We start from the raw sequence: 24,172 nt of genomic DNA, 5'->3' as shown, positions 1-24,172 counted from the left end.
AATCTGTTTCTTTTTTTGGTTAAAAAGGATGCAATGATAGGCAGAAGCGTATATAATAGATTTTACTGAAAAAATCCGACCTTCAAATCGTAGAAATTTTCAGAATCTATTTGAAATGATGGTGATGTAAATGGCAGACAATTCTAAAACTAAGGTTGTCGTAGGCATGAGCGGAGGTGTAGACTCATCGGTCACAGCACTTCTGTTAAAAGAACAAGGGTATGACGTTGTTGGTATTTTCATGAAAAATTGGGATGATACAGATGACAACGGTGTTTGTACAGCTACAGAAGATTATAAGGATGTAGCTAAAGTGGCAGATAAAATAGGGATTCCTTATTATTCTGTCAATTTTGAAAAAGAATATTGGGACCGAGTCTTTGAATATTTCTTAGATGAATACAAACGAGGACGCACACCTAACCCAGATGTGATGTGTAATAAGGAAATTAAATTTAAAGCCTTCTTAGACTATGCAATGGCACTTGGAGCAGATTATGTGGCAACAGGTCACTACGCACGTGTGAGCCGAGATAACAATGGTGTCACCCATATGTTAAGAGGGGTAGACAATAACAAAGATCAAACTTACTTTTTAAGTCAATTATCCCAAGAACAACTAGCTAAAACCATGTTTCCACTAGGGGATATGGAAAAACCAGAAGTCCGAGAACTTGCTGAAAAAGCAGGACTAGCCACAGCTAACAAAAAAGACTCTACAGGTATTTGTTTTATTGGAGAAAAGAACTTTAAAGAATTTTTAGGTCATTATTTACCTGCTCAACCTGGTAAAATGCTAACAGTTGACGGAGAAGAAAAAGGCACGCACAATGGTTTAATGTACTATACCATTGGCCAAAGACAAGGATTAGGCATTGGTGGCGGTGGAAAAACGAATGATCCATGGTTTGTTATTGGAAAAGATTTAGCGACTAATACCTTAATCGTTGGTCAAGGTTTCCATCATCCTCTGCTTTATTCCACTCATTTAAAAGCAAGTGGTATTCACTTCACTACAAACGAAGCAAAACCAACTACCTTTAAATGTACCGCTAAATTCCGTTACCGCCAAAAAGATACTGGGGTAACTGTTTATTTAGACGAAACAGATCCAACTAAAGCTACGGTTGTGTTTGATGAACCAGTTCGTGCTATTACTCCTGGCCAAGCAGTAGTCTTTTATGACGGAGAAGAATGCTTAGGCGGCGGAGCAATTGATGCAGCCTTTGACGGAGAAACTGAAAGACAATACGTATAAACAAAAGACTTTATCTTACGGGATAAAGTCTTTTTTAATTAGAATCTTTCTAAATGGAATCCCTACTTTTAGCACAAAAAAACAAGAATCTTCTCATTTTGTGTATTATCGTTTGAAATTCATTCTCAATTAGGATAAAATGAAAGCAGTTGACAAATTTTGAAATTTGATTAGTTGGAGGGAATAACATGTCCATTTTAGAAATAAAAGATTTACATGTTTCAATAGAAGATAAAGAAATTTTAAAGGGAGTTAACCTGAAGATGCACACAGGTGAAATCCATGCCATTATGGGCCCTAACGGTACAGGAAAATCGACTCTTTCAGCAGCGATTATGGGAAACCCTAATTATACAGTAACCCAAGGTGAAATTTTATTAGACGGTGAAAATATATTAGAGCTTGAAGTAGATGAACGAGCACGTAAAGGTCTATTTTTAGCTATGCAATACCCAAGTGAGATTGCAGGTATTACTAATGCAGAATTTATGCGAGCAGCGATGAATGCTAAGCGAGCTGAAGATGATAAAATCTCTGTCATGCAGTTCCTTAAAAAATTAGATGAAAAAATGGATTTATTGAATATGCCAGAAGAAATGGCAGAACGTTATTTAAATGAAGGTTTCTCAGGTGGAGAGAAAAAACGAAATGAAATTTTACAATTATTAATGCTAGAACCAACTTTTGCTATTTTAGATGAGATTGACTCAGGATTAGATATCGATGCACTAAAAGTTGTGTCTGAAGGAGTCAATGCTATGCGTGGAGATAACTTTGGAGCAATGATTATTACCCATTATCAGCGCTTATTAAACTATATTACTCCTGATGTGGTTCATATTATGATGGACGGAAGAGTAGTCAAAACAGGTGACGCTGAATTAGCAAAACGTTTAGAAGCTGAAGGTTACGAAGGTATTAGTCAAGAATTAGGGATTGAATTAACTGAAAAATAGAAAGGAAGACAAGATAATGAGTGACACAAACTGGAACAACTATCTTGAAGACATCCAATCTTTTTCAGTCAATCAAGGAGAACCTGATTGGATGCTTAACTTGCGTCTTAGCGCATTAGAAAAAATAAAAGAGTTAGCTTTACCAAATATTGAACGCGTTCGTTTTAACCGCTGGCCATTAACTCAGGTAGCAGATTTTTATGAACCCTTAACAGAAGGAGCCGTTTATTCTTTTGATGAAACAAAAGATAGCCCATTAATTGTTCAAAATGGTCAAACTACAGTGATTGAGCAACTACCGATGAGTTTAATTGAACAAGGAGTTATTTTAACGGATATTTTTACCGCGTTACAAGAACATCCTCAGTTAGTGAAAAAAGCTTATATGCAACTAGCAGTGAAATACGATGAAGATCGGTTAACAGCTTTTCATGCTGCTTTTATGAATAGTGGTATTTTCTTGTATGTTCCGAAAAATGTTGTGATAGAAGAACCAGTGGAAGCGTTATTTTTCCACCAAGCTAACAGTGAAGCTAACTTTGTTAAACATGTGCTGATTGTAGCAGAAGAAAATAGTCAGGTGACTTACTTAGAACGTTACCAAACACTAGGCACTAGTCAAACAAAACAAACAGCTAACATCATGGTAGAAGTGATTGCTAAAAATAATGCCACAGTTAAATTCTCTGCTATCGATCAATTAGGGGAGAATGTGTATACTTACATGAACCGCCGAGGACACCTATTAAAAGATGCAACCATTAACTGGGCCCTAGGTGTGATGAACGATGGTAATGTGGTAGCTGATTTTGACTCTGATTTAATAGGAGAAGGTTCTCATGCAGAACTGAAAGCAGTAGCCATTAGTTCAGGGAAACAAACGCAAGGAATTGACACAAGAGTGACTAACTATGGTCGCCATTCAGTAGGACACATCATTCAACACGGCGTTATCCGTGAAAAAGGTACGCTAACCTTTAACGGAATTGGCCACATCATCAAAGGAGCAAAAGGCTCAGATGCGCAACAAGAAAGTCGTGTGTTGATGTTATCAGATAAAGCTAGAGGAGATGCTAATCCCATTCTTCTGATTGATGAAAATGACGTGACAGCAGGACATGCTGCTAGTGCTGGACGAGTAGACCCAGATGAAATGTATTATTTAATGAGTCGTGGATTACATAAAGCTGAGGCAGAACGTTTAGTTATTCGTGGTTTCTTAGGCAGCGTGATTGGCGCTATTCCACTAAAAGAAGTTCGAACAGAATTAACTGAAGTAATTGAAAGGAAGTTAAACTAATGCAAACACTGGATCATTGGCGTCAAGATTTTCCTATCTTAAAACAACAAGTAAATGATGAGCCTTTAGTGTACTTAGACAATGCTGCTACGACGCAAAAACCTCAACAAGTTTTAGATGTGATTGAAGCGTATTATCAACAAGACAATGCCAATGTCCATCGAGGTGTGCATACCTTAGCAGAACGAGCAACTAAAAGTTATGAAACTGCTAGAGAAAAAGTTCAACAGTTTATTCAGGCTAAAAGTACCAAAGAAATTTTGTTTACTAGAGGAACGACTACTAGTTTAAACTGGGTAGCGAAAAGTTACGGAGATTTAGCTGTTGAAAAGGGAGATGAAATTGTCATCTCTTACGCTGAACATCACTCTAACATTGTGCCTTGGCAACAATTAGCCAAGCGCAAAGGAGCTAAACTGGTATACATTGAGTTGACAGATGATGGCTATTTAGATTTAGAAGATGCTAAAGCTAAAATTACAGACCAAACTAAAATTGTGTCTCTTGCCCATGTTTCGAATGTATTAGGTGGCATTAATCCTATTAAAACATTAACAGAATTAGCCCATCAACACGGAGCGGTGATGGTGGTGGACGGAGCACAATCTACTCCCCATATGCCAGTCAACGTAACAGAGTTAGATGTAGACTTTTATGCCTTTAGTGGTCACAAAATGTGTGGTCCAACAGGCATTGGGGTTCTTTATGGAAAACAAGCCTTGCTAGAAAAAATGGAGCCAGTTGAATTTGGCGGAGAGATGATTGATTTTGTCTATCCACAAGAAAGCACTTGGAGTGAGTTGCCTTGGAAATTTGAAGCAGGGACGCCGAACATTGCTGGTGGCATTGGTTTGGGAGCGGCGATTGATTATTTAACAGCTATTGGCATGGATACTATTCACCAATATGAACAAGAATTAGTGGCTTATGTGCTACCTAAACTGGAAGCCATCGAGGGTGTCACGATTTACGGACCGAAAGATCCCAAAGATCATACTGGAGTGATTGCTTTTAATATTGAGGGACTACATCCTCATGACGTGGCCACTGCCCTTGATATGGAAGGTGTGGCAGTTAGAGCAGGTCATCATTGTGCTCAGCCTTTACTTCAATATTTAAAGGTTCCTGCAACAGCTAGGGCTAGTTTTTATTTTTACAATACAAAAGAAGATGCGGATCGTTTAGTGGACGCTATTCTTGCAACGAAGGAGTTTTTCCAAAATGGCCTTATCTAAATTAGATAATTTATACCGACAAGTCATTTTAGACCATTCCAGTCATCCCCACCATCACGGAGTTTTGGATGAGTCTACTAATGAAATTGAGATGAACAATCCAACCTGTGGCGATGTTATTCAATTACAACTTCATATCGAAGACGGTGTGATAAAAGATATGCGATTTGATGGTAGTGGCTGCTCGATTAGTACAGCCAGTGCTAGTATGATGACAGATGCAGTCATTGGTAAAACAGAACAAGAAGCTTTGGTGTTAATTGAACAATTTTCAGAGCTTGTTCAAGGAAATGAAACAGGAGACTTAGATGACTTAGGAGATGCTGCTATGTTATCAGGTGTGGCAAAATTCCCTGCTAGAATTAAGTGTGCTACTTTAGGCTGGAAAGCCTTAGAACAAGGTATTTTAGAAAAACAAGACACCACAGTCTCTAAGCAGTTACACAGGGAGGATAAAGGAGAGTGACCGACGTGAGTGACACAAATGTACCTGAATTAGAAGAATATAAATACGGATTTCACGACGAAGATATGCAAGATGTTTTCAGTACCGGTAAAGGTTTAACTGAAGAAGTAGTTCGTGAGATTTCTAAAATAAAAAATGAACCAGAATGGATGCTAGAATTCCGGTTAAAATCACTAGAAACATTTAATAAAATGCCTATGCAAACATGGGGACCAGATTTATCTGATATCGATTTTAACGATTTAACATACTTTAAACGTGCCAGTGATGAAAGTGTGCGAGACTGGGATGATGTACCGGATAAAATCAAAGAAACTTTTGAAAAAATTGGTATTCCAGAAGCAGAACGAAAATATTTAGCAGGAGCTGCTGCTCAGTATGAATCAGAAGTGGTTTACCACAACATGAAAGATGAATTTTCTAAATTAGGTATCATCTTTACAGATACAGATACTGCTTTACAAGAATATCCTGATTTATTCAAACAGTACTTTGCTAAATTAGTCCCTCCTACTGACAATAAACTAGCGGCACTTAACTCAGCAGTTTGGTCAGGTGGAACGTTTATTTATGTACCAAAAGGCGTTAAATGTGAAGTTCCTTTACAAACCTACTTTAGAATTAACGCAGAAAAAATGGGACAATTTGAGCGAACATTAATTATTGTGGATGAAGGGGCTAGCGTTCACTATGTGGAAGGCTGTACTGCACCGACTTATTCAAGCAGTAGTTTACATGCAGCTATTGTAGAAATTTACACACATAAAGACGGATACTGTCGTTATTCTACCATCCAAAACTGGTCAGATAACGTGTATAACTTAGTAACTAAACGTGCTAGAGCAGATGAAAATGCTACAGTTGAATGGATTGATGGAAACTTAGGAGCTAGAACTACCATGAAATACCCTAGTGTTTTCTTAGATGGAGAAGGGGCTCGAGGTACTATGTTATCTATTGCTTTTGCTAATAAAGATCAAATTCAAGATACTGGGGCAAAAATGATTCATAACGCACCGAACACTTCTAGTTCTGTAGTATCTAAATCAATTGCAAAAGGCGGAGGAGAAGTGAACTTCCGAGGCCAAATCAAGTTTGGTAAAAATAGTGAAGGTTCTAAATCACACATTGAATGTGACACTATTATTATGGATGACTTATCTAAGAGTGATACTATTCCTTTTAACGAAATTCATAATGATAAAGTGGCTTTAGAACATGAAGCTAAAGTATCTAAAATCTCTGAAGAACAACTGTATTATTTAATGAGTCGTGGTCTTTCAGAAGAAGAAGCTACAGAGATGATTGTCATGGGCTTTGTAGAACCATTTACGAAAGAATTACCAATGGAATATGCTGTTGAATTAAACCGTCTGATTAGTTATGAGATGGAAGGGTCAGTGGGTTAATATTTATATATAGGCTAGAAACGTTGTTGTATAGACGTTCCTAGCTTTTTTGTTTTGTGTTAAATCAAGAGTGACCTTGATTTTGACCTTGACGGGGTCAATTTTCCATAAATTTAGCAAAGACATCACCAGTCTTTTTGATTGCCTTTTCTGTTACGTGGGTATAAATGTTCATTGTGGTTTTTATATCTTTGTGTCCTAGTCGTTCCTGGACTTCTTGGATGTTCACACCACTTTCAAAAAGTAAACTACAATGTGTGTGCCTAAATCCATGAGGTGTGATAACTTTTAAATCTTTGTTTTTACGGTAAAGCCATTTTAACCAGTCATTAGCTATTTGAGGATAGTACAAACGGTTCTTAGTATCTGTAAACATGAATTGTTTATCATCTCTAATATTAATACCTCTAGCAAAGTAATATTGCCTTTGTGTGGTTCGCCATCTTTTGAGGATATTTATTGTTTCTTGATCAATATAAATCTGTCTGACTGATGCAGTTGTTTTAGGCTCTTGGATAATCACCTTGTTAAACTCATCAATAGCCAACGTTTTACCGATATTAAGAGTTTTGTTATCAAAGTCTACGTCTTTCCATTGAAGGCTTAAAACCTCGCTTTTTCTCATTCCTGTATAGCCTAAAATTCTAAAGAAAGTAAAAATCTTATAGTTTGCTATACCTTCTGTGAAGTCTAAAAACTCATTGAGTTCCTCTTTTGAATAAAAATTGATCTTCTTATCCTCTTCTTTTTTACGTGGAAGGGTAGTCTTAGCCATTGGATTATCCTTTATAACCTCAATAGATACACCATACTTTAATATTTGAGATGTTTGTTTTCTCAGATATGAATATTGTTTATATTCTTTGTGCCAGCCATTAACGACTTTTTGACAGAAAGAAACAGTTAACTTGTCGAGCTTAATCTTAGCAAAGACAGGCAATATCTGATTTTTGGCATACCTTTGAGCTATGGCCACACTAGATGGCTTGACCGACAAGCGATATTGTTCTAACCAGGTATCATACAACTCTTGAAATGTAATCACCTTTTTACGATTAAATCCATTCTCAATAACCTCATGTTGTAGTCTTTTTTCCTCTAGTTTTGCCTCTTTCAGTGTATCAAATCCACGCCTTGTAGTTGTTAGCTGCTTTCCTGTAACCTCATCAATTCCTAGATAGGTTTTAAAAAGCCATTTCTTAGATCCGTTCTTTAGTTCGTATTGTTTAAATTGTGCCATGGTTGTTCATCCTCCTGTATTCTCTTGGACGTGTGAGATGTAAGGGGATAAGAAGTATTATAGGTCAGGTTTTAAAATTTCTTTATATGCGTAAATTTTTTTGATTTCTTGAGATATATTTGCAATTTCAATACCAAAATCCATTTGCATTTCTTCAGGCATACTATCACTTTCAACGATAGATTCTAGTATAGTTTGCTTGTTTTTTAAATAATCAATTAGGCTATTAGTATCTTTGATATATACAGTAGGATTATCTAAATTATTAGCATACATTTGAGCAATGTCTGCAATCTGAACTCTCAATATTTCAGTTTGATTTAACGCGTTTATTACGTCTGAAAGAATTTTATCTTCAGCTTGATAACCTATTTTTAAAAGCATATTTTTAGCAACTTGATAATTATAGTTGGCTCCTATTTCACCTCTTAAAAAGGTTTCAGTAGGTACATTTATTAATCCTGCAATTACACCACACTGTTCTAAAGTAGGCAATGTAATCCCTTTTTCAATTTCTTTTAACTTTTGTTCAGAAATTAATTCAGCATGATTGCAAAGTTTTAAGCTCATGTTTATTAACTTAGAGAAATCGAATAAATCATTATCCCAATAAAGTCTAGCGTATTTAACTATTTTACCAACTTCTTTTGGATTTGCATTTTCATATAATTTTTCTAAAGTTATTTGTTCTCCATGTAAAAGATTTTCAACTGTTGTATTTCCAATTTCAGCAATTATTTTCAATCGTTCGTTACTAGGTAACGAGACACCATTTTCCCATTTAGACACATTACTTTTAGATGCTCCTGAAACCAATTCTCCAAATTCATCCATGTTCTTACCTAGACTTTTTCTGATGATTGATATACGTTTTCCTACTTCAGTTTTATTGATTTCCATATAATCACTCCTAGAAATCAAGTATAACTTAAAAGATTATAGAAATAAACATAAAGTTTCGTAAAGTTTACTTTTATTATTGACAAATCAAAAAACAAATTATACAATAGTTTCGTAAAGTTGATAAAGGAGGTGGCTTAGTGAGTAAAGTACCAGGATATAGAAAAATGTTAGGAATGACACAAGATGATATGGCGAAAGAATTTGGTATTTCAAAACAAGCTTATTGGAAAAAAGAAAAAGGTCAGACACAATTTTCTGATAAAGAGAAAGTGATGTTCAAAGAAATGTTGAAACCTTTATTTCCAAATATCACAATAGACTCAATATTTTTTTAATCTAAAGTTTCGTAAAGTTGAAATAAAGAAGAGAGGGCGGAAAATGCAACAGATAGAAACACAATCAGCATTTGAGATGTTCTTCCAGCAATTTGAGAAGGAAGTGTATGAAAGAGCTTATGCGACTATTCAATTAGCAATCGAAGAAGCTAGGCAAGATAGTAAGTTAAATGTTGATTTACTAAATCAGAAGGAAGCAGCAAAACGTTTAAACATGAGTGTTAACTACTTGAAGGGGTTACAAGAAAAGGGCTTGCCAGTTGTATTACTGGATAACAAGCCGATGTACCACATTCCAAGTTGCTTAAAATGGATCATTAACAACTATCAAAAATAAAACATTTGGACGTGTGAGATTGTAAGTTGTTAAAACATCAAAGGAGAGATGAAAATGTGTAAGGTTAGACGATTCGGAGCGTTATTAGGTGTCTTTGTATTAGGAATGATTTTAGGAGCTTTAAACAGCCAATTATTAGCTATTTTAGGTGTGCCGTTGTTTTTAATTTTCTTTATGGCTTATGAAGAAGCGAATTATACAAGGAAAAATATAAGGAGTAGGAGGATGATTAATGAGTAAAATTGTTGAGTTTAAAGTCGGTAAGAATGAAACAGTAAAGAATCTACTGGATGAAGCCAGGGAAACACTGATTAACGTCTTAAGCCTAGAAGAAGGTAATAGGTATTCCGTTACCATAACCGATGATATAGGTACAAAACGGACAACTGAGAGTGCCTTAGAACGTTCCAAAGGTTTAGTAGCAATAGCAATCGAAAAATATATTGATGAAGCACAGGAAATTTTAAGCGATGAAAAGTAAAAAGTCCCTTGAAGTATTGACGTACTCCAAAGGACGATACTAAGAATAACTTCCACAAGCTTTCTTAGTATCAAGTTTATCATAAAAACTAAATTTGAGAAACGAGGATACTCATTTGAATAACGAAGAAATTAACTTAAATCAATTATTACTAGAAAAAAATATGTTAACTGGTGCATTGGAGGGTCTAGCTGCTTTTGTCAGTGATCACATCTCTAAAGAAAATGTACTGATGCAAGATGTGAGTGCCCTGCATGGTTTAATTTATGGTATTCAATTAATGGCAGAAGCTCATGGCGATAACCTGGACAAGTATGAGTTAAAACTTATTGAAGAAAAAAGAAATAAATAAAGAAAAGAGGTCCATGATTTATGGCTAGAGTGTTAAGTGTGATAGAAAGTTCTGTTCTTAATTTAGTACCACAAGGAATGGACAACAGAAGAAATTTAAAAGAAATAGCATCTCTCATTGATTTAGATATGAGGTCAATACAAGAGATTATAAACCGACTAATCAGCTACGGAGTGCCTATTTGTGCGTTCCGTGGCAACAATCAAAGTGGTGTTTATATACCTACCAATCAAGAAGAATTAAGGTTAGGTACCAGGGCGGTTAAGTCTCAAATTAAAGAAATGATGATACGTGTTGACCGAGTAGAAAAAGCTGATTTGATTAATTGGAAATCTGCAGTAGTAACTACTAAGCAAAGTGAATTGGAGGTTTAGAGGTGACTGAACAGCCAAATTACTATGCGATAATACCGTCAAACGTTAGATATGACAAGGACTTAAGCCCTAATGCTAAGTTGCTTTATGGTGAATTAACTGCCTTGTGTAATCAAAATGGATATTGCTGGGCAAGTAATGATTACTTTGCTCAGCTATACGGAGTAAGTAAAATATCCGTTTCAAAATGGGTAAGTCAATTAAAAGAAAAAGGGTATATATTTGTTGAAATGAATTACAAGGAGGGTACTAAAGAAATTTTAAATAGGCATATAAGATTAGTTAATGAGCCTATTAAAGAAAACTTTAATACCTCACAAAGAAAAGTTAAAGCACCTATTAAAGAAAAGTTTAAAGATAATAATACATCTAATACTACAATTAATAATACATATAATAATATAGATCAAATGTCATCAAAAACCGATGACAAAGAGAGACTTAATAATTCTTTTGAATCAATTTGGAAATTCTATCCAAAGAAACAAGGAAAGGATAAAGCTTTTAAATCGTATCAAAAAGCTATTAAAGATGGTGTGACGGATGAAACTATCTTAAACGGTCTAAACAATTACTTGAAACAAATCGAAGTTCAAAAGACGGAACAACAATATATCAAACAAGGTAGTACCTGGTTCAATCAAAAATGTTGGGATGATGAATATGTAATCACAGCTAAACAAAATAATGACAATGATTTCAGTGATTGGGCTAAGTATGCAGGAGGTTAGCTATGAAAACATCAAGAAGTTTTAGAAATACGCTAAATAGACTTACTGAAAAAACAGGAGAGCAATGCTTTAAGCACTCTTTGAGCGTTAAGAAAAATATGGGAAGAACTTCTTATAATTTAAAAGAAGTGGTCCCCTTTGATGAAGAATTAGGCTCTTATCCAATTGATATTTTAAAAAATACCAAAACAGGTAGTGTTTATTGTCCTGAGTGTCGAAAAGAGCGGACTATTGAGCGAGAAAGTGAAATGATTCTAAAAGCTGAACAAGGTCACAGATTAGAAACTACGAGTAAAATGTTAAAAAATAAGAGTCTTTTAGTAGACTCAACAATTAAAGAGGCTACTTTTGAAACGTTTAAAGTGACGGATGAAGCAACAAAGGTTTTAAAAGAAAAAGCCGTCAGTATTGTTTCAAGTATTCTAAGTGGTGATACTAACAATTATCTTTTAGTTGGGGAAGTGGGTAGAGGGAAAAGTCATCTTGCTATGGCTATCCTCGACAGAGTGAATAAGGATAGCTATAAACAAGGAAAAGCAAGGTCATGCGTTTTTATCTCAATCCATGCAATGATCAGCAAAATTCATAATGGATATGGGTTAAGTGATTTGGAATACCAAACATATAGGTACACTGACAATTATTTCAAGGAGCTTGCTAATAGAGTTGATGTTCTTGTGTTAGATGATTTGGGTTCTGAATTAGGTCAGATTAATAGCAAGACTGAGGCGAGCGATTCAGTAACAAAGATTTTGAATGCCATTTTAGAAGCAAGACAAGGTAAGGTAACTATAATTACCACTAACCTAAGCGAGAACAGAATAAAGCTTGCTTATGGTGATCGTATTGAAAGTAGATTAAAAGATGGCTTAGAGAATAATGCCATTCTATTTACTGGCACGAATGATAAAAGAGTAAATAAGCCGATTTAAGAGCTTAAAAAGATTCATAATGAATAAGTCGAATAACTTTATAAATTAGCACACAAAAGAAATGAGGAAGTCAGAGGTGGAAGAACTAGACAAGATAGATAAGCGAGTTAAATCAATTACGAATAGTTTTGATAAATTGATAAAAGAAGCTAAATCATTTAATTCTGTTATGTTCTCGTATAACAGAACCTATCAGTCATTAACTGAATTATCTTTGGATTTATCCGAATATCAAACCGAAATGGCTATAAAATACGCAAAAGAGATGGTTCTTTTCGTAGAGCAAGGGCTATCGGTACGAGAAATAGCTTTTGAGCTAGATCTCTTTGATGATGATGTGAAGCAGCTACTTAAAACATTGAATCTAACTGTTAAAGCTAAGTCACAAATCAAATTGAAACGATACAGGGAACAATTAGGCTATTTAGCTGAATTAGGGTTCACAGTGAATGAGATAGGCGAGAAGCTAGATAAATCACCAAATACGATAAAGCAATATTGCAGAATAAACGGTATCAAGTTTAACGAGGAAAGTCGTCCGATGTTACAAGTTGAGTTAGATGATTTGATGAATGACATTGCTGAAGGTGATTATTAAATCATTGTGGCCAAGAAAATAGATTAAGTAGTAAAGGGAGAAATGCATGATAGATAAGGGATTGAGAGAGTCAGAGAATGGAGTTATTCTTATAAAAAATGGTGTGAAGAAGTTAGTAGTGACACCAAACTATGGGGAAGTAATCATAAAAATAAAGGATGGTATACCGATAAGAGTTGAAAGCGTCAGAGATGCCACAAGATTTGAGGAGCTACCTGATTACAAGTAATTAAATACAGTCCAACCAAAGAACTTGGAGGACATCTTAACAGCGTAGAAATACGTTTGTTGAGGTGTCCTCTTTTTTGTTGTCGTAGGAGGAAGACCGTTGACTGATAAAGAACTTATTATTAATTCATATAAAAGCACACTCTCAAATCTGAGAGCAAGATATAAAGTAATGGATCCAGAACATCCCGACAAAAAGACCATAAGCGGGATGATTTCATCTCTTGAATATTCTCTTTTTTGGTTAAAGAATGGTCATGAGAAGCCACCAAACAGGGATATATCACAACGTTCCTATGAACAACGCACTGAGTATTGGGCTGATGTGTCTTTAGTTACCCAGTATCATAAAGATGCAGTAGTTCTTATTGGTGGGGGAAATGATGATGAGTTAAAGCCTTCTCAAATTGAAACAATAGATAATGCCTTGAAATTACTTACAGACAAGGAACAACAGACTTTTATTGATATTTATGCCAATGGTCACACTTACCAGCAAGTAGCGGATTTATACGGATGTTCAAAAGGGACGGTCCAATCATATATTAATCGGGCTAAGAAAAAGATAAGTACAGCGATAAAAGAAGGTGCAATATCACAATGATTTCAAAACAAACACGATACGCACCCTTTAAAAACAATCTAGTATGTAACAATTCGATAAACCGGAGCGTTGCAACGTTTTTATGTTGCGTTGCATCATTTGTTGCAACTTATTATGTCTTATTAAGCGAGAGTTGTTAGTGTGATTAGTTTGAAGTAACAATAAAAGAAGCCAACAATTGCCAATATTTTCAAAACAAAACTCGAAGAATGATAGTAATTTATTGACTTAAATTACAAAACAACTCGATGAGTGGAAAGCTATAAGATACTATAAATCATGACAAATCCGTACTTGATACAAAAATATATGAAACTATGAAAGATAGGAGGTTGATACATGAACCACCTATTATCTGACATTTCCGACACCCTAAAGGGATAAAAATTGTTAGTGAAGTTTTTGGGAGGTAATCAGAGGTCCTAAAAAAGATAGCCGAGAAATCCGAGTCATTAAAAAGGAATTGAGCGATTTGTGAGGCTCTAAAAAGAGATATTAGAGTTTTTGTAGTCCTAAAAAAGAGATGAGGCGATGAATTGAAATTATTAAGAAATGGCGAAACAGTAGAGTATCCAATCGAGCTAATTTTACCTATGTACGTTCACCATAAGTATAAATTGATGTGGAATAGCATAGAGATGAACTTTGAGCAGTTGGATAATTTAACATCGTTTAGTAATGAGTTTAAAACAGTTGCTAGGCTTGATTACATCGTTAAGAGTTTGCCAGAGGATGAGAGAAAGACATTTGAGCTATTGACCTATATTGAACCGTTTAACGCTAGAGATATTGATATTTTTAATCTACAGCCTAATGAGAATAGAACGGTCTTGAAATTCATCTCTAAAGGTAAAGGATTTGATGCTGCTTATCTTAATGAGAAGCTTGCTCCAATGTATCTAGGTAAGAAGTCGATACCTAAGAAAGTATATAAAAGTTTGTTGGAATCATTAGAGAATGGCTTAGTCGAGGTTCAAAGACAAGTTACTGAAGGAGAGTTGTTTCTTGAAGATATGTTGATTTAATAAGTCCATCTCTTGTTACTTTGCTTCTTGCATGAGATAATACTATTGTAATGCTAGATGTTATGACACTAACCGATGTACCTGTAAGCTCGCTTTAATTAGTGGGCTTTTTTAATACGATATGTTAATAGGAGCGATGATATTAATGAATAGTTATATGATTAGATTAGATGGATTAAAGTTAAATACTGGAAGTTATTCTTTTATTCCTAAACCTATTGAAAAAAATCTAAATATGGAGGGAACAATAGAAAGCCCAGGATCATTTCATAAATTAAATAGTCAATTAAAAAAAACCAACTTTGAGAAAATGATTGGTACTTTAGATTATGATTCATTATTACGAAGACCTACCATTTTTATACTTATTCCGTCTACTGATATGGATTTTAATTTAACCCAAAAGAAAGAGTACGTTGAAAAAATAGGCATGATGTCTCAAAATATTAATAATATCGCAGCTGTATTATCCATAGCTATATGGTTAATTAAAGATTCAAATGTAACAACAAGTCATTTTTATCATTATAATTTTTTTAATGGTGTAGTAAATAAATACTTTAGAAATTCTATAAATACAAATAGTAGCGGAGAAATTGAAAGTATAAATTTGAAACCGAAAGAACTGAATGAAGCAATAACTATAATGTATGAAATATGGGAATACTTTGTTATTGAAGAAAAGAATAGGAAAGAGATAGAGACAAAAGATAATTATGAAACAATCTATTATGAAATTGAAAAATCTCTTTCATACGAGGGGAAAAGTTTTTATAGAGCATTTTTGCTATTACAAGAAGCCCGAATGACTGGCTATTTACCTAGTAAAATAGCAAAGTATTGTGCATGTTTAGAGTGTCTTTTTGCGATAAAAAAAGATAGTTCTAAAAACATAAAAAATATAACTGCAAGTTATTTGTATGATCAAAAAATAGACGTTGATGAAATAAGGTCAGTAATGTCTGAATCTTATGGAGTGAGGTCGGATCATGAACATGGCTCTCAAATAAAATATTTAGCCTCAAAAAAAGATGATGAATTAACAAACTTATCTAAAAAAATTGATAATTATTTAAGATTAGTTTTAAAAAAGATTCTAAATGAAAATAATGAAGTACAAGAAATTTTAAATTATGATAATGATGTAGATTCTAAAATGAAGGCTAGACAGTATTTTCTAATACCTGCAAGAGAAATGTTTCCTGATGATTATAAGAAATAAGAACAAAATATCTTATTCAACTAAAAACACTTTTTTAGAGCCAAAATTTTTAAGTAATAAGACTTTTGTAGGATAAAGAACCTCACAAAACCTCACCTTGTACCTTATATAAGTTTTGAGAACTTGACTAAACATGACTTTTAATCGCTTATTGTGGTTGCTTTGTTATCAAATGTTATGGTTTACTACGTTATCATGCTAAGAAATGATAAGGTTAAGTTGTTTATAGGCTTAGAAATGCTGAGATTAAACTTTCTATATGCTAACAAAAGCTAACGTTCGCACCTATATACTAAAGATATAAGCCTAAAATGTTAAGAAATGTTAAGGTTGAAACGAATATAGGGAACCATTTTTATTTTACAAAGTAAAATTATTGCCTTTTACAATGTAAAATTTTTTAAGCCGATATTCTTGTCGGCATATTTATTTTGTTTAAAACGTTGATAATATAGCTTGTTTTAGTTTTAGGAAGGACAGACAAGGAAAGAGGAAAATTAAATTTTACTTGATTAGTTTACAATGTAAAAATACCCAAGGGGAAATCTCCTTCGGGTAGCTTGCCCAAAAAAGGGCCACCCTTAACTTTAAGGCGGGCACAGATTTGTGCTGGCATATAGTTAATAAGGTAAAAGCTCGCTTTAATTAGTTGGACCTTTTGGTATACTTAAACAAAAGGAGTTAAAAAGATGAATACACAATATGGTTTAGAAAGTCAAAAAAATAAATTTATTAATGCTAAAGAAAGCTATAATGAAGCTAGAGAAACACAAAGAAAAATATTAGTGAATATGTTAAAAAATGAAGGATATAAGGTTTTTGAGGGCCCACGAGCAGGGAAAGGAAGTACTAAATACACTGCAGGTAAGGAGTTGGACATATCGTATGACTTAAGCAATTGGAAGTGGGTTTCTGGAGTGAAATCGTCTAATGAAGTTAGTATCTACTTACAAAGTTTTGATAGAGATCCAAAAAGTAGAAATTATCATGTTCTATTTGATCGTATTTCTATACAAATAAATAATTTGGAAATTAAACGAACGGAATTTGAATTACCACTTGATGATAATATATTAGAAAAATTAGCAGAGCTTATATTTCAGGAGATAGAAAAACAGAATTAAAACATATCCTTATTAATGTAAAAAAGTTGTTATAAAAGAGATAGTCGATCATCTCTTAGTCTATATAAAGTTAGAAATAATATCACTAGCACACTCTTAACTGGGTGTGTTTTTTTGTTTTGATTAATTGACGTCAAGTTGGTTATATTTTGACTGGACATCTCTATCTATTATTTTACAGGGAACGTCAGTTCTGATATAATGACTATATAGTCCTTTGAGATTATATTAGCTGAGATGTAAGATACTATTGTTATCTTATGTCTTTTTTGTTTTAATAGAAGGTAAGCTAATATAATTATTTGGAGGAAAATAATGGAAAAACTAAAAGGCTTAGGTACACGTTTTCTTGTTTTTGCTCGAGGTTTGAGGCAGAAACCATCTAGTATTTTTTTAGCCATACTAACGATAATATTAGGAATTCCTGGATTCCAAGCGTGGTCTGAAAACCATACAATTCTATATGTGCTATTCATAATATGTTTGATTCTCGTGTTTTTATGGGATATATATGGTCAAGGAGATCTAATTACGGATAAAGATGAAGAAATAAATAGACTCAAAGATAAGATTCAACAACGAGATACAAGTCATGAAATGATTTTGGAAAGTTTAGGGGCAATCCCTGAAGATTTTTTGGAATTGGTTTTTGATGAATTAAGATTTAATTCGGATGAAAGAATTTCTCTTTATACATATAGAAACAAAGAATTTATTATCGCAGCAAGACATGCTCGGGTTAGACATCTAAGTACTGAGGGAAGGCCATCATATCCTGAAGGAGAAGGATACATTGGATTAGCTTGGAGAGAGCCAGATAATAATGATTGCTACTATACATTAAATTTACCAGACTATAACGTTAATAAAGAAGAGTATTTGTCAAAGGTAAAACAGGAAACGAAAATGAGTAAAGCAGTAATTGAGAAATTAACAATGCACAGTAGGAGTTACTATGCTAAAATTGTTAGAGAACATAATCAGCCAATCGGAATAATCGTACTTGAGAGCCGATCCTCAGAATTTCCATCTAGTATAGACGATATAACGAGTATCCTAAACGGAATGGCCGGGAAGCATCTAGCAGCACTAATTAAAGTTAATGAAAATGCAAATGGGATTGGAGGGAATGGTAATGAGCAATAAATCTATAGAGAACATTCTACACTATATCTTAAATGAATATCCTTACCCGAGTGATCTAACAAAAACTAGGATAACTAAGATAGTATACTTAGTTGATTGGTATTCAGCGTTAGAAAACGGACAGCAATTAAGTAATATTAATTGGTATTTCGATCATTATGGGCCTTATGTATCTGATGTTTTGGATGTTGCGGATGATGATAAAAAAGTAAAGATTAAAGAGACAGTTTCAGCTTATGGTGGAGTTAAGTATATTGTTGAACCAAAAGATAAAAATGAAAAACTTAAAGTTAACCTCAGTGAAAAAGAAATTAAAATTATTTCTCAGGTAATAAAAGATACTGAGGAACTTTCGTGGAATAAATTTATTGATTTTGTATATGACACTGCACCTATCAAAAATAAGAACAAGTATAGCAGCTTAAATTTATCGGAGTTGGCAAAAGAAGAAAAAGACAGCTTAAAAAGCTAAATTATTTTTTATAACTTGCCCGTGGTAATGAAGATTTTTGAATACGTGATTGAATACATCCTATTTCTAGGGTGTATTTTTTTTAGCTTACAATGTATCATAATGATAAGGAGTGATATTTTTGGAAGAAAGCATAATTTTTTTAGGGTTAGAGGTCGGTAGTTGGGCAGATTGGGTAGGGATAGTTGTTACCTTTTTAACTATATTCTTAACTATTCGATATTATAATAATGATAATAAAAAACAGTTTAAAATAGTTTTATACCCTATATTCACAAAAGAAATAGAAAAAGGTATTACAACTTTTCATGCAAGTCCTGTTAGTTTGGAATTTTACGCTGTAAATTTTTCTAAAGCGCCTGACTTAGTATATTTTTTTACAATTAGAACAAAAAGAAATTTTTTTCAAAAAAATATTAGAAAAGTTCCCAAGATTAATGTTGATTGGGATTTTTCGTTTGGAAATAGAGTGCCAGATTACCAACCTGTAGAACCTAGAAATAAAACTAAGATAGAGCATTTTGAAATTCATTGGTTTTATGATGCTGCTCTTAGTGCATATTATAAAACAAAGAATAAAAAATTTATGAAAAAAGTGTTCCTAGAAATAGTGTACGTTAATGTTGATGGGAAAGAATTTTCTAAACCAATTGTTTTTACCGTGGAAAACTTGTTAGCATATAGTAATGAAAAAAAGAGATGATTTCTCATCTCTCAATCTATGTAAACTTACATTTCACACGTCCGTTTTTTTGACCTTGATTTTGACCTTGATGAAAATATGCTGATTTGATTATCAATGATATTTATTAATTTGAGAACCTTGATATATCAGTATTTAAACCGTGTAAAAAGATTGAGTGATGTCATTTACTTTAAATGGAAGGCAGTGTAGGGTAATCATAATATATAAGCTGGAAACGTTGATGTAATAATGTTTCTAGCTTTTTTGTTTACCTTCATTTATGAAATACTATCTAAAAAACTATCTATTTGTTAGAAGTTTGAATGTTGAGTTAGTTTTTTATATTATGCAGTATGCTAAAATTATTGAACAAAGGAAGGAGAAAAGAAATATATGTGGGAATTTTTGGGAGCAATAGGAGGAGCAATGATTGGGGCTGTTATCACATGGAGACTAGAGTCTAATAGAACTAAATCTATTATTGAAGAGACTATCAAAGGAGCTGACCGAGAGGTATATAGGGAAGTTGAAAAGTTAAATCGAAATTTAAAAAAAGAAATAGCTGACGAAAATAAATTATTTCAAGAAAAATGGGAGCAAAAGAAAATTGATGCTAATTTGAAGGCTAAAGCAAGACTGGAGTGGATTGGTGAAGTTAGGCAATTAGTTGCTGAATTTATTACTCATGCGATACATTATATATCTATTATTAAGGAATTAGATGCTTTGGATGAAATCAAAAATAATATAATAAGCGACTATAAATCAGACATGAGTCATAAAAATGAGAAGTACAATGGTTTGGAAAGGGAAGCAGAGGATCAAAAAAAATTAAGAAATAATCAGAGTATGTGGGAGGCACAACGTAATCGCCTTGATCTACACTATTATAAAGCTAACGAAATACTTTATAAATTAGAATTATATATCAGTAACCAAGTAGATCATGAGGAGATGATCAAGTTAATAGATTGGTTTATAGAAACCCAAAATAAATTGACTATACATGTAGATAGATATCATTGGGAAAGTTTTTCTAAATTTAATAATGTTAGTAACAGTTGTACTGATTATCTAGATAAGGTGGATAGGTTTAAAGATATATTTAGAGATTATTTAAAAGAAGAATGGGACAGAGCAAAAAATGGTGAGTAAAAAACGAATATGAGATTGTATTTATAGGTTATTTTTATCGAGTGATTAGATTGCTTTTTGTTAAGTGAGTAGATATAAAAGTGTCTTTCAATATATTTATAAACGAAATTATTTTGACAATTTTGCTTTTAAGTGGTTTACTATAGATAGTTGTTATAAAGATATAACAAGTTGGTGAAGGGAATGGATGAACAAAAATTACCGCTATATACAATCATTACAACGGAAATGATACGAAAAATTGAAACGAAAGAATGGCCTGTCGGAAGTAAGATTCCTTCAGAAAAAAAATTAGGTGAACTATTTCAAGTAAGTAGGATTACAGTCAGAAGAGCTTTATCTGAACTAGAGAGAAAAGGTTATCTTGTTAAAAAGCAAGGTAAGGGAAGTTTTGTCAAGGGCAAAGGTGGTTTTGAGTTAGATATAGAATTTGAAGATATTAGCTTTGCTATATCTCGAATGGGTATGATTCCAAGTATTCAATTAATAAATTCTCAGCTAGTCATAGATCCATCTATTGACGATATTAGAAAAGAGATGGATTTAGATAATTATGAATACGTTTACAAAATAGAGCAGTTGTTTTTAGGTAATAAGCAACCTATGTATTCGCAGGTAACTTATTTACCATTCTCTAGATTTCCTATGATTTACTATCATGAATTAATGGATAAGCAGCTAATCCCATTTTTAGCTCAAAAATATAATTTTAGAGATATTGAATTTGAAAAGCATTATTCAGCAGGAAATTTAAAACAAGCGGACAATTTTTTGGAAGCGCAAACAGGAAGCTCTTATACTCAATTAAAGATAATTGGTAAAGAGTCTGAAAAAATCGTGTTTTTAAGTACTGGTAAAGCGATAAACCGTTTACCAGCTTATTTAATAAATAAAACTGGAGGAAATATAATGAGTACACCAAACATTTTATTAACTAGAATTGATAATCGATTGGTACATGGACAGGTAGGGGTTACTTGGACAAAAACTTTAGGGGCAAATCTGATTCTTGTCGCTAATGATGAAGCTGCTACGGAACCTTTGCAACAAAAATTAATGTCTACTACAGCAAAATCATCTGGGGCGGGTATTAGATTTTTCACATTAGAAAAAACTAGTCAAATTATTAGTAAAGCAGCGGATAGACAAAAAATATTTATTGTCGTAAAAACACCAAAAGATGTAAGAAGTTTAGTTGAAGCCGGTGTTCCAATTAAAGAAGTAAATGTAGGTAACATGCATTTTTCACCTGGAAAAGTTGAAGTGACTAAAAAAGTTTACGTTGATGAACAAGATAAAGAAGATTTAATGTATTTGGTGAATAAAGGAATTGATGTCTATATTCAAGATGTACCTGGTGACAGAAAAGTAAGTATACAATTTTAGAGTAAAAAGGAGGTATATATTTATCATATAGTAAAAGAGTAAATAATTTTAGAAAAGAGGAGGAGAAAAGATGAGTATCACTTTAACACAAGGGTTGTTGTTAGGGGTATTTGCTATTATTGCAGGTTTGGATTCTTGGTTGGAAGTATTTTATATCTTTAGACCAATCATATCTTGTACAGTGACTGGTTTGATTTTAGGAGATTTACAAATGGGAATTATAGCGGGTGGATTAACCGAGTTGGCTTTTGCTGGCTTGACACCAGCAGGAGGAACACAACCACCTAACCCTGCTATTTGCGGGATTATGACAGTAGTAATTGCCCATTCTACTAATGTGTCTCCATCAACAGCTATAGGATTATCGTTACCGTTTGCTATGTTAATGCAATATATTCTTTTAATGTATTATTCTGTTTTTTCATTTTTCATGCCTAAATTAGATCAGTATGCAAGTGAAGCAAATACTAAGAAATTTGCTCAGATTTCATATCTAACTATGGGGATTGTTTGTTTAACATTCTTTTTGGTAACGTTTTTATCAGCATATGCAGCACAGGCTCCTATGGCAGCTTTAGTAAAAGCAATGCCTGTATGGTTGATTCATGGGTTTGAGCTAGCTGGGGGAATATTACCAGCTGTTGGATTTGCAATGTTATTAAAAGTTTTGTTACGTGTAGAATTTATGCCTTATTTATTGTTAGGTTTTGTTGTTGCTAGTTTTATTAATTTTGATAATGTGTTACCAGCAGCAGTTATAGGGATAATATTTGCCATGATTGAATTCTTCCGCGATAAAAAACATAAAGAATTACAAGCAGAAATCGAAAATATGAAAAATTCTGATAACTTTTTCGGAGGTGATCAAGATGGAATCTAAAGAATTAAATCAAAAATTAACTTCAAAAGATTTAACACGTTTAGCTATGAGATCATGTTTATTACAATCAGCATTTAGTTATGAAAGAATGCAAGCTGGTGGTTGGACATGGGCGCAAGTACCATTATGGAAAAAGATTTTTGGAGATGATAAAAAAGCCCTCTCAGAAGCAATGACTGATAATATGGAATTTATCAACACTTCACCACCAATGGTTTCTTTATTGATGGGTTTGTTAATGAGTTTAGAAGAACAAAGAGTTGATAGGCAAACTATTAAAGGGTTGAAAAATGCTTTGTTTGGACCTTTAGCAGGAATTGGGGATGCTATTTTTTGGTTTACTATCATGCCTATCGTAGGAGGAATTGCTGCTTCTTTTGCTTCTAAAGGGAATATTCTTGGGCCAATTATTTTTATGATTGTTTATTTTGGCATCTTCTTACTAAGAATACCATTTGCTAGAATGGGATATAATTTAGGAGCAAAAGCTATTGATGTCATTCAAGAGAACTCAGAAATTATTTCGAGAGTAGCTACCATTATGGGGTTAACTGTAATTGGTGCTTTAATCAGTTCCTATGTGACGCTATCTTTAACTGTTAAAATTGGAGATGTATCTTTACAAAAAGATTTTTTAGATAAGATATTCCCTAATATTTTACCATTAGCTTTTACATTCTTACTGTATGGTTTGTTAAAGAAAAAAATGTCACCTATTGTATTAATTCTCTTAACATTTATCATGGCGATTGTTTGTTCTTTCTTTGGAATTATGTAGGAGGTATGAAGTAATGAAGTATGCGACAGTTATTAGTGGTCATGGTGGCTTTGCCACAGGTATGAAAGCATCTTTTAATTATATTTCTAGCATACCTGAACAATATTATTTTATTGATTTTAATGAAGGTATGAGCGAAAAAGATTTAGAAAATAAATTTTTAGAAATAATGAATGAAGAAAAACAAGTTTTATTTTTTACTGATTTGCTAGGAGGAACTCCTTATAAAGTGGCTGCGCAGTTAGCATACTTTAATGAAAATATTGAAGTTGTTACGGGATGTAATTTGAGCTCTTTATTAGAAAGTTCATTTATGGACTATAACAGTATAGAAGATTATGCCAATGCTTTAGTTGAAATATCAAAAAATATGACAGAATGTTTTTCTTTAGATGAATTACAAGAATTAGAAGATAATACATTAAGTGATGGTATTTAGTGTAAGATTTCTAGTTAGATGATTTAATGGACATACAGCAAAACATCTGAGATTTTAAAACTAATCTCAGATGTTTTGCTTTTTTAATAGGCAGAAAAAGCTGGTAGGAATGATTTAGACT

General features: G+C 33.2%; 30 protein-coding genes. 28 read left to right on the top strand and 2 right to left on the bottom strand.

The genetic code is table 11. The features are described 5' to 3' along the window. Positions 1 to 130: 130 nt before the first annotated feature. From mnmA to sufB, 6 genes are all read left to right on the top strand, one after another. Positions 131 to 1,258: a tRNA 2-thiouridine(34) synthase MnmA gene (gene mnmA / locus C7P63_RS07445; RefSeq protein WP_125943540.1), complete on the top strand. Its 1,128-nt coding sequence runs from the start codon at positions 131 to 133 to the stop codon at positions 1,256 to 1,258. Between the two features lie 188 nt (positions 1,259 to 1,446). Next, a complete protein-coding gene (sufC, locus tag C7P63_RS07440; RefSeq protein ID WP_125943539.1) occupies positions 1,447 to 2,214 on the top strand; it encodes a Fe-S cluster assembly ATPase SufC in 768 nt (255 codons plus the stop codon). Positions 2,215 to 2,230: 16 nt separating this feature from the next. Then, complete coding sequence (sufD, locus tag C7P63_RS07435) at positions 2,231 to 3,514, top strand: Fe-S cluster assembly protein SufD (protein WP_125943538.1); 1,284 nt, start codon at positions 2,231 to 2,233, stop codon at positions 3,512 to 3,514. Beyond that, on the top strand, positions 3,514 to 4,749 hold the full coding sequence (locus C7P63_RS07430; protein WP_125943537.1) for a cysteine desulfurase: 1,236 nt from the start codon (positions 3,514 to 3,516) through the stop codon (positions 4,747 to 4,749). The genes sufD and C7P63_RS07430 overlap by 1 nt, the downstream gene beginning before the upstream one ends. Further along, the gene (sufU, locus tag C7P63_RS07425; RefSeq protein ID WP_125943536.1) at positions 4,736 to 5,215 is read left to right on the top strand and encodes a Fe-S cluster assembly sulfur transfer protein SufU; all 480 of its coding nucleotides are present in this window, start codon (positions 4,736 to 4,738) and stop codon (positions 5,213 to 5,215) included. The genes C7P63_RS07430 and sufU overlap by 14 nt, the downstream gene beginning before the upstream one ends. A 5-nt stretch (positions 5,216 to 5,220) precedes the next feature. Then, the gene (sufB, locus tag C7P63_RS07420) at positions 5,221 to 6,624 is read left to right on the top strand and encodes a Fe-S cluster assembly protein SufB (RefSeq protein ID WP_424580146.1); all 1,404 of its coding nucleotides are present in this window, start codon (positions 5,221 to 5,223) and stop codon (positions 6,622 to 6,624) included. A gap of 97 nt (positions 6,625 to 6,721) precedes the next feature. Here sufB and C7P63_RS07415 read toward each other — a convergent pair whose 3' ends face one another. Both C7P63_RS07415 and C7P63_RS07410 read right to left on the bottom strand, forming a co-directional pair. Next, positions 6,722 to 7,864 (bottom strand): site-specific integrase, encoded by a 1,143-nt coding sequence (locus C7P63_RS07415; protein ID WP_125943534.1) that lies wholly within the window; start codon positions 7,862 to 7,864, stop codon positions 6,722 to 6,724. A gap of 57 nt (positions 7,865 to 7,921) precedes the next feature. After that, complete coding sequence (locus C7P63_RS07410) at positions 7,922 to 8,764, bottom strand: helix-turn-helix domain-containing protein (RefSeq protein WP_125943533.1); 843 nt, start codon at positions 8,762 to 8,764, stop codon at positions 7,922 to 7,924. A 140-nt stretch (positions 8,765 to 8,904) separates the two neighbouring features. Between C7P63_RS07410 and C7P63_RS07405 the strand changes: the two genes are divergently transcribed. The 22 genes from C7P63_RS07405 (at position 8,905) to C7P63_RS07300 (ending at position 24,051) form a co-directional block, all read left to right on the top strand. Continuing rightward, complete coding sequence (locus tag C7P63_RS07405) at positions 8,905 to 9,102, top strand: helix-turn-helix transcriptional regulator (RefSeq protein WP_125943532.1); 198 nt, start codon at positions 8,905 to 8,907, stop codon at positions 9,100 to 9,102. 43 nt (positions 9,103 to 9,145) lie between these two features. Then, positions 9,146 to 9,439: a hypothetical protein gene (locus C7P63_RS07400; RefSeq protein WP_125943531.1), complete on the top strand. Its 294-nt coding sequence runs from the start codon at positions 9,146 to 9,148 to the stop codon at positions 9,437 to 9,439. Positions 9,440 to 9,487: 48 nt separating this feature from the next. Continuing rightward, positions 9,488 to 9,679, top strand: a complete 192-nt coding sequence (locus C7P63_RS07395; protein WP_125943530.1) for a hypothetical protein — start codon at positions 9,488 to 9,490, stop codon at positions 9,677 to 9,679. Continuing rightward, positions 9,672 to 9,920 (top strand): hypothetical protein, encoded by a 249-nt coding sequence (locus tag C7P63_RS07390; RefSeq protein WP_125943529.1) that lies wholly within the window; start codon positions 9,672 to 9,674, stop codon positions 9,918 to 9,920. The genes C7P63_RS07395 and C7P63_RS07390 overlap by 8 nt, the downstream gene beginning before the upstream one ends. A 115-nt stretch (positions 9,921 to 10,035) precedes the next feature. After that, a complete protein-coding gene (locus tag C7P63_RS07385; protein ID WP_125943528.1) occupies positions 10,036 to 10,272 on the top strand; it encodes a hypothetical protein in 237 nt (78 codons plus the stop codon). A 20-nt stretch (positions 10,273 to 10,292) separates the two neighbouring features. Beyond that, a complete protein-coding gene (locus C7P63_RS07380) occupies positions 10,293 to 10,646 on the top strand; it encodes a DNA replication protein (RefSeq protein ID WP_125943527.1) in 354 nt (117 codons plus the stop codon). A 2-nt stretch (positions 10,647 to 10,648) separates the two neighbouring features. Continuing rightward, positions 10,649 to 11,377, top strand: a complete 729-nt coding sequence (locus C7P63_RS07375) for a helix-turn-helix domain-containing protein (protein ID WP_165863798.1) — start codon at positions 10,649 to 10,651, stop codon at positions 11,375 to 11,377. A gap of 2 nt (positions 11,378 to 11,379) precedes the next feature. Beyond that, on the top strand, positions 11,380 to 12,309 hold the full coding sequence (locus C7P63_RS07370) for a DnaA ATPase domain-containing protein (protein WP_125943525.1): 930 nt from the start codon (positions 11,380 to 11,382) through the stop codon (positions 12,307 to 12,309). Positions 12,310 to 12,370: 61 nt separating this feature from the next. After that, positions 12,371 to 12,907: a response regulator transcription factor gene (locus C7P63_RS07365; protein ID WP_125943524.1), complete on the top strand. Its 537-nt coding sequence runs from the start codon at positions 12,371 to 12,373 to the stop codon at positions 12,905 to 12,907. Positions 12,908 to 12,953: 46 nt separating this feature from the next. Continuing rightward, the gene (locus C7P63_RS07360; RefSeq protein ID WP_125943523.1) at positions 12,954 to 13,136 is read left to right on the top strand and encodes a hypothetical protein; all 183 of its coding nucleotides are present in this window, start codon (positions 12,954 to 12,956) and stop codon (positions 13,134 to 13,136) included. 99 nt (positions 13,137 to 13,235) lie between these two features. Continuing rightward, positions 13,236 to 13,739: a sigma-70 family RNA polymerase sigma factor gene (locus tag C7P63_RS07355; RefSeq protein ID WP_125943522.1), complete on the top strand. Its 504-nt coding sequence runs from the start codon at positions 13,236 to 13,238 to the stop codon at positions 13,737 to 13,739. 536 nt (positions 13,740 to 14,275) lie between these two features. Next, positions 14,276 to 14,764: a hypothetical protein gene (locus C7P63_RS07350; RefSeq protein WP_125943521.1), complete on the top strand. Its 489-nt coding sequence runs from the start codon at positions 14,276 to 14,278 to the stop codon at positions 14,762 to 14,764. A gap of 145 nt (positions 14,765 to 14,909) precedes the next feature. After that, positions 14,910 to 15,986, top strand: a complete 1,077-nt coding sequence (locus tag C7P63_RS07345; protein ID WP_125943520.1) for a HEPN domain-containing protein — start codon at positions 14,910 to 14,912, stop codon at positions 15,984 to 15,986. 689 nt (positions 15,987 to 16,675) lie between these two features. Continuing rightward, a complete protein-coding gene (locus C7P63_RS07340; protein ID WP_125943519.1) occupies positions 16,676 to 17,110 on the top strand; it encodes a hypothetical protein in 435 nt (144 codons plus the stop codon). Between the two features lie 315 nt (positions 17,111 to 17,425). Further along, positions 17,426 to 18,256 (top strand): hypothetical protein, encoded by an 831-nt coding sequence (locus C7P63_RS07335; RefSeq protein WP_125943518.1) that lies wholly within the window; start codon positions 17,426 to 17,428, stop codon positions 18,254 to 18,256. Further along, a complete protein-coding gene (locus C7P63_RS07330; RefSeq protein ID WP_125943517.1) occupies positions 18,246 to 18,728 on the top strand; it encodes a Panacea domain-containing protein in 483 nt (160 codons plus the stop codon). Before C7P63_RS07335 ends, C7P63_RS07330 begins: the two co-directional genes overlap by 11 nt. 121 nt (positions 18,729 to 18,849) lie before the next feature. Continuing rightward, the gene (locus tag C7P63_RS07325) at positions 18,850 to 19,431 is read left to right on the top strand and encodes a hypothetical protein (RefSeq protein WP_125943516.1); all 582 of its coding nucleotides are present in this window, start codon (positions 18,850 to 18,852) and stop codon (positions 19,429 to 19,431) included. Between the two features lie 375 nt (positions 19,432 to 19,806). Then, positions 19,807 to 20,568, top strand: coding sequence for a hypothetical protein (locus tag C7P63_RS07320; RefSeq protein WP_125943515.1), 762 nt, complete (start codon positions 19,807 to 19,809; stop codon positions 20,566 to 20,568). Between the two features lie 183 nt (positions 20,569 to 20,751). Continuing rightward, positions 20,752 to 21,954, top strand: a complete 1,203-nt coding sequence (agaB, locus tag C7P63_RS07315; RefSeq protein WP_125943514.1) for a PTS galactosamine transporter subunit IIB — start codon at positions 20,752 to 20,754, stop codon at positions 21,952 to 21,954. Positions 21,955 to 22,024: 70 nt separating this feature from the next. Beyond that, positions 22,025 to 22,834: a PTS galactosamine transporter subunit IIC gene (gene agaC / locus C7P63_RS07310; protein ID WP_125943513.1), complete on the top strand. Its 810-nt coding sequence runs from the start codon at positions 22,025 to 22,027 to the stop codon at positions 22,832 to 22,834. Then, positions 22,824 to 23,612 carry a PTS galactosamine transporter subunit IID gene (agaD, locus tag C7P63_RS07305; protein WP_125943512.1) on the top strand — a complete coding sequence of 263 codons (789 nt, stop codon included), beginning with the start codon at positions 22,824 to 22,826 and terminating at the stop codon, positions 23,610 to 23,612. The genes agaC and agaD overlap by 11 nt, the downstream gene beginning before the upstream one ends. Positions 23,613 to 23,625: 13 nt before the next feature. After that, positions 23,626 to 24,051: a PTS sugar transporter subunit IIA gene (locus tag C7P63_RS07300; RefSeq protein ID WP_125943511.1), complete on the top strand. Its 426-nt coding sequence runs from the start codon at positions 23,626 to 23,628 to the stop codon at positions 24,049 to 24,051. The last annotated feature ends 121 nt before the right edge of the window (positions 24,052 to 24,172 follow it).

It is taken from the genome of Vagococcus humatus (genome assembly GCF_003950325.1).
GTDB lineage: Bacteria > Bacillota > Bacilli > Lactobacillales > Vagococcaceae > Vagococcus_C > Vagococcus_C humatus.
Note: the sequence above shows the minus strand (reverse complement) of the source record. Positions and strands in the feature narration are given on the sequence as shown.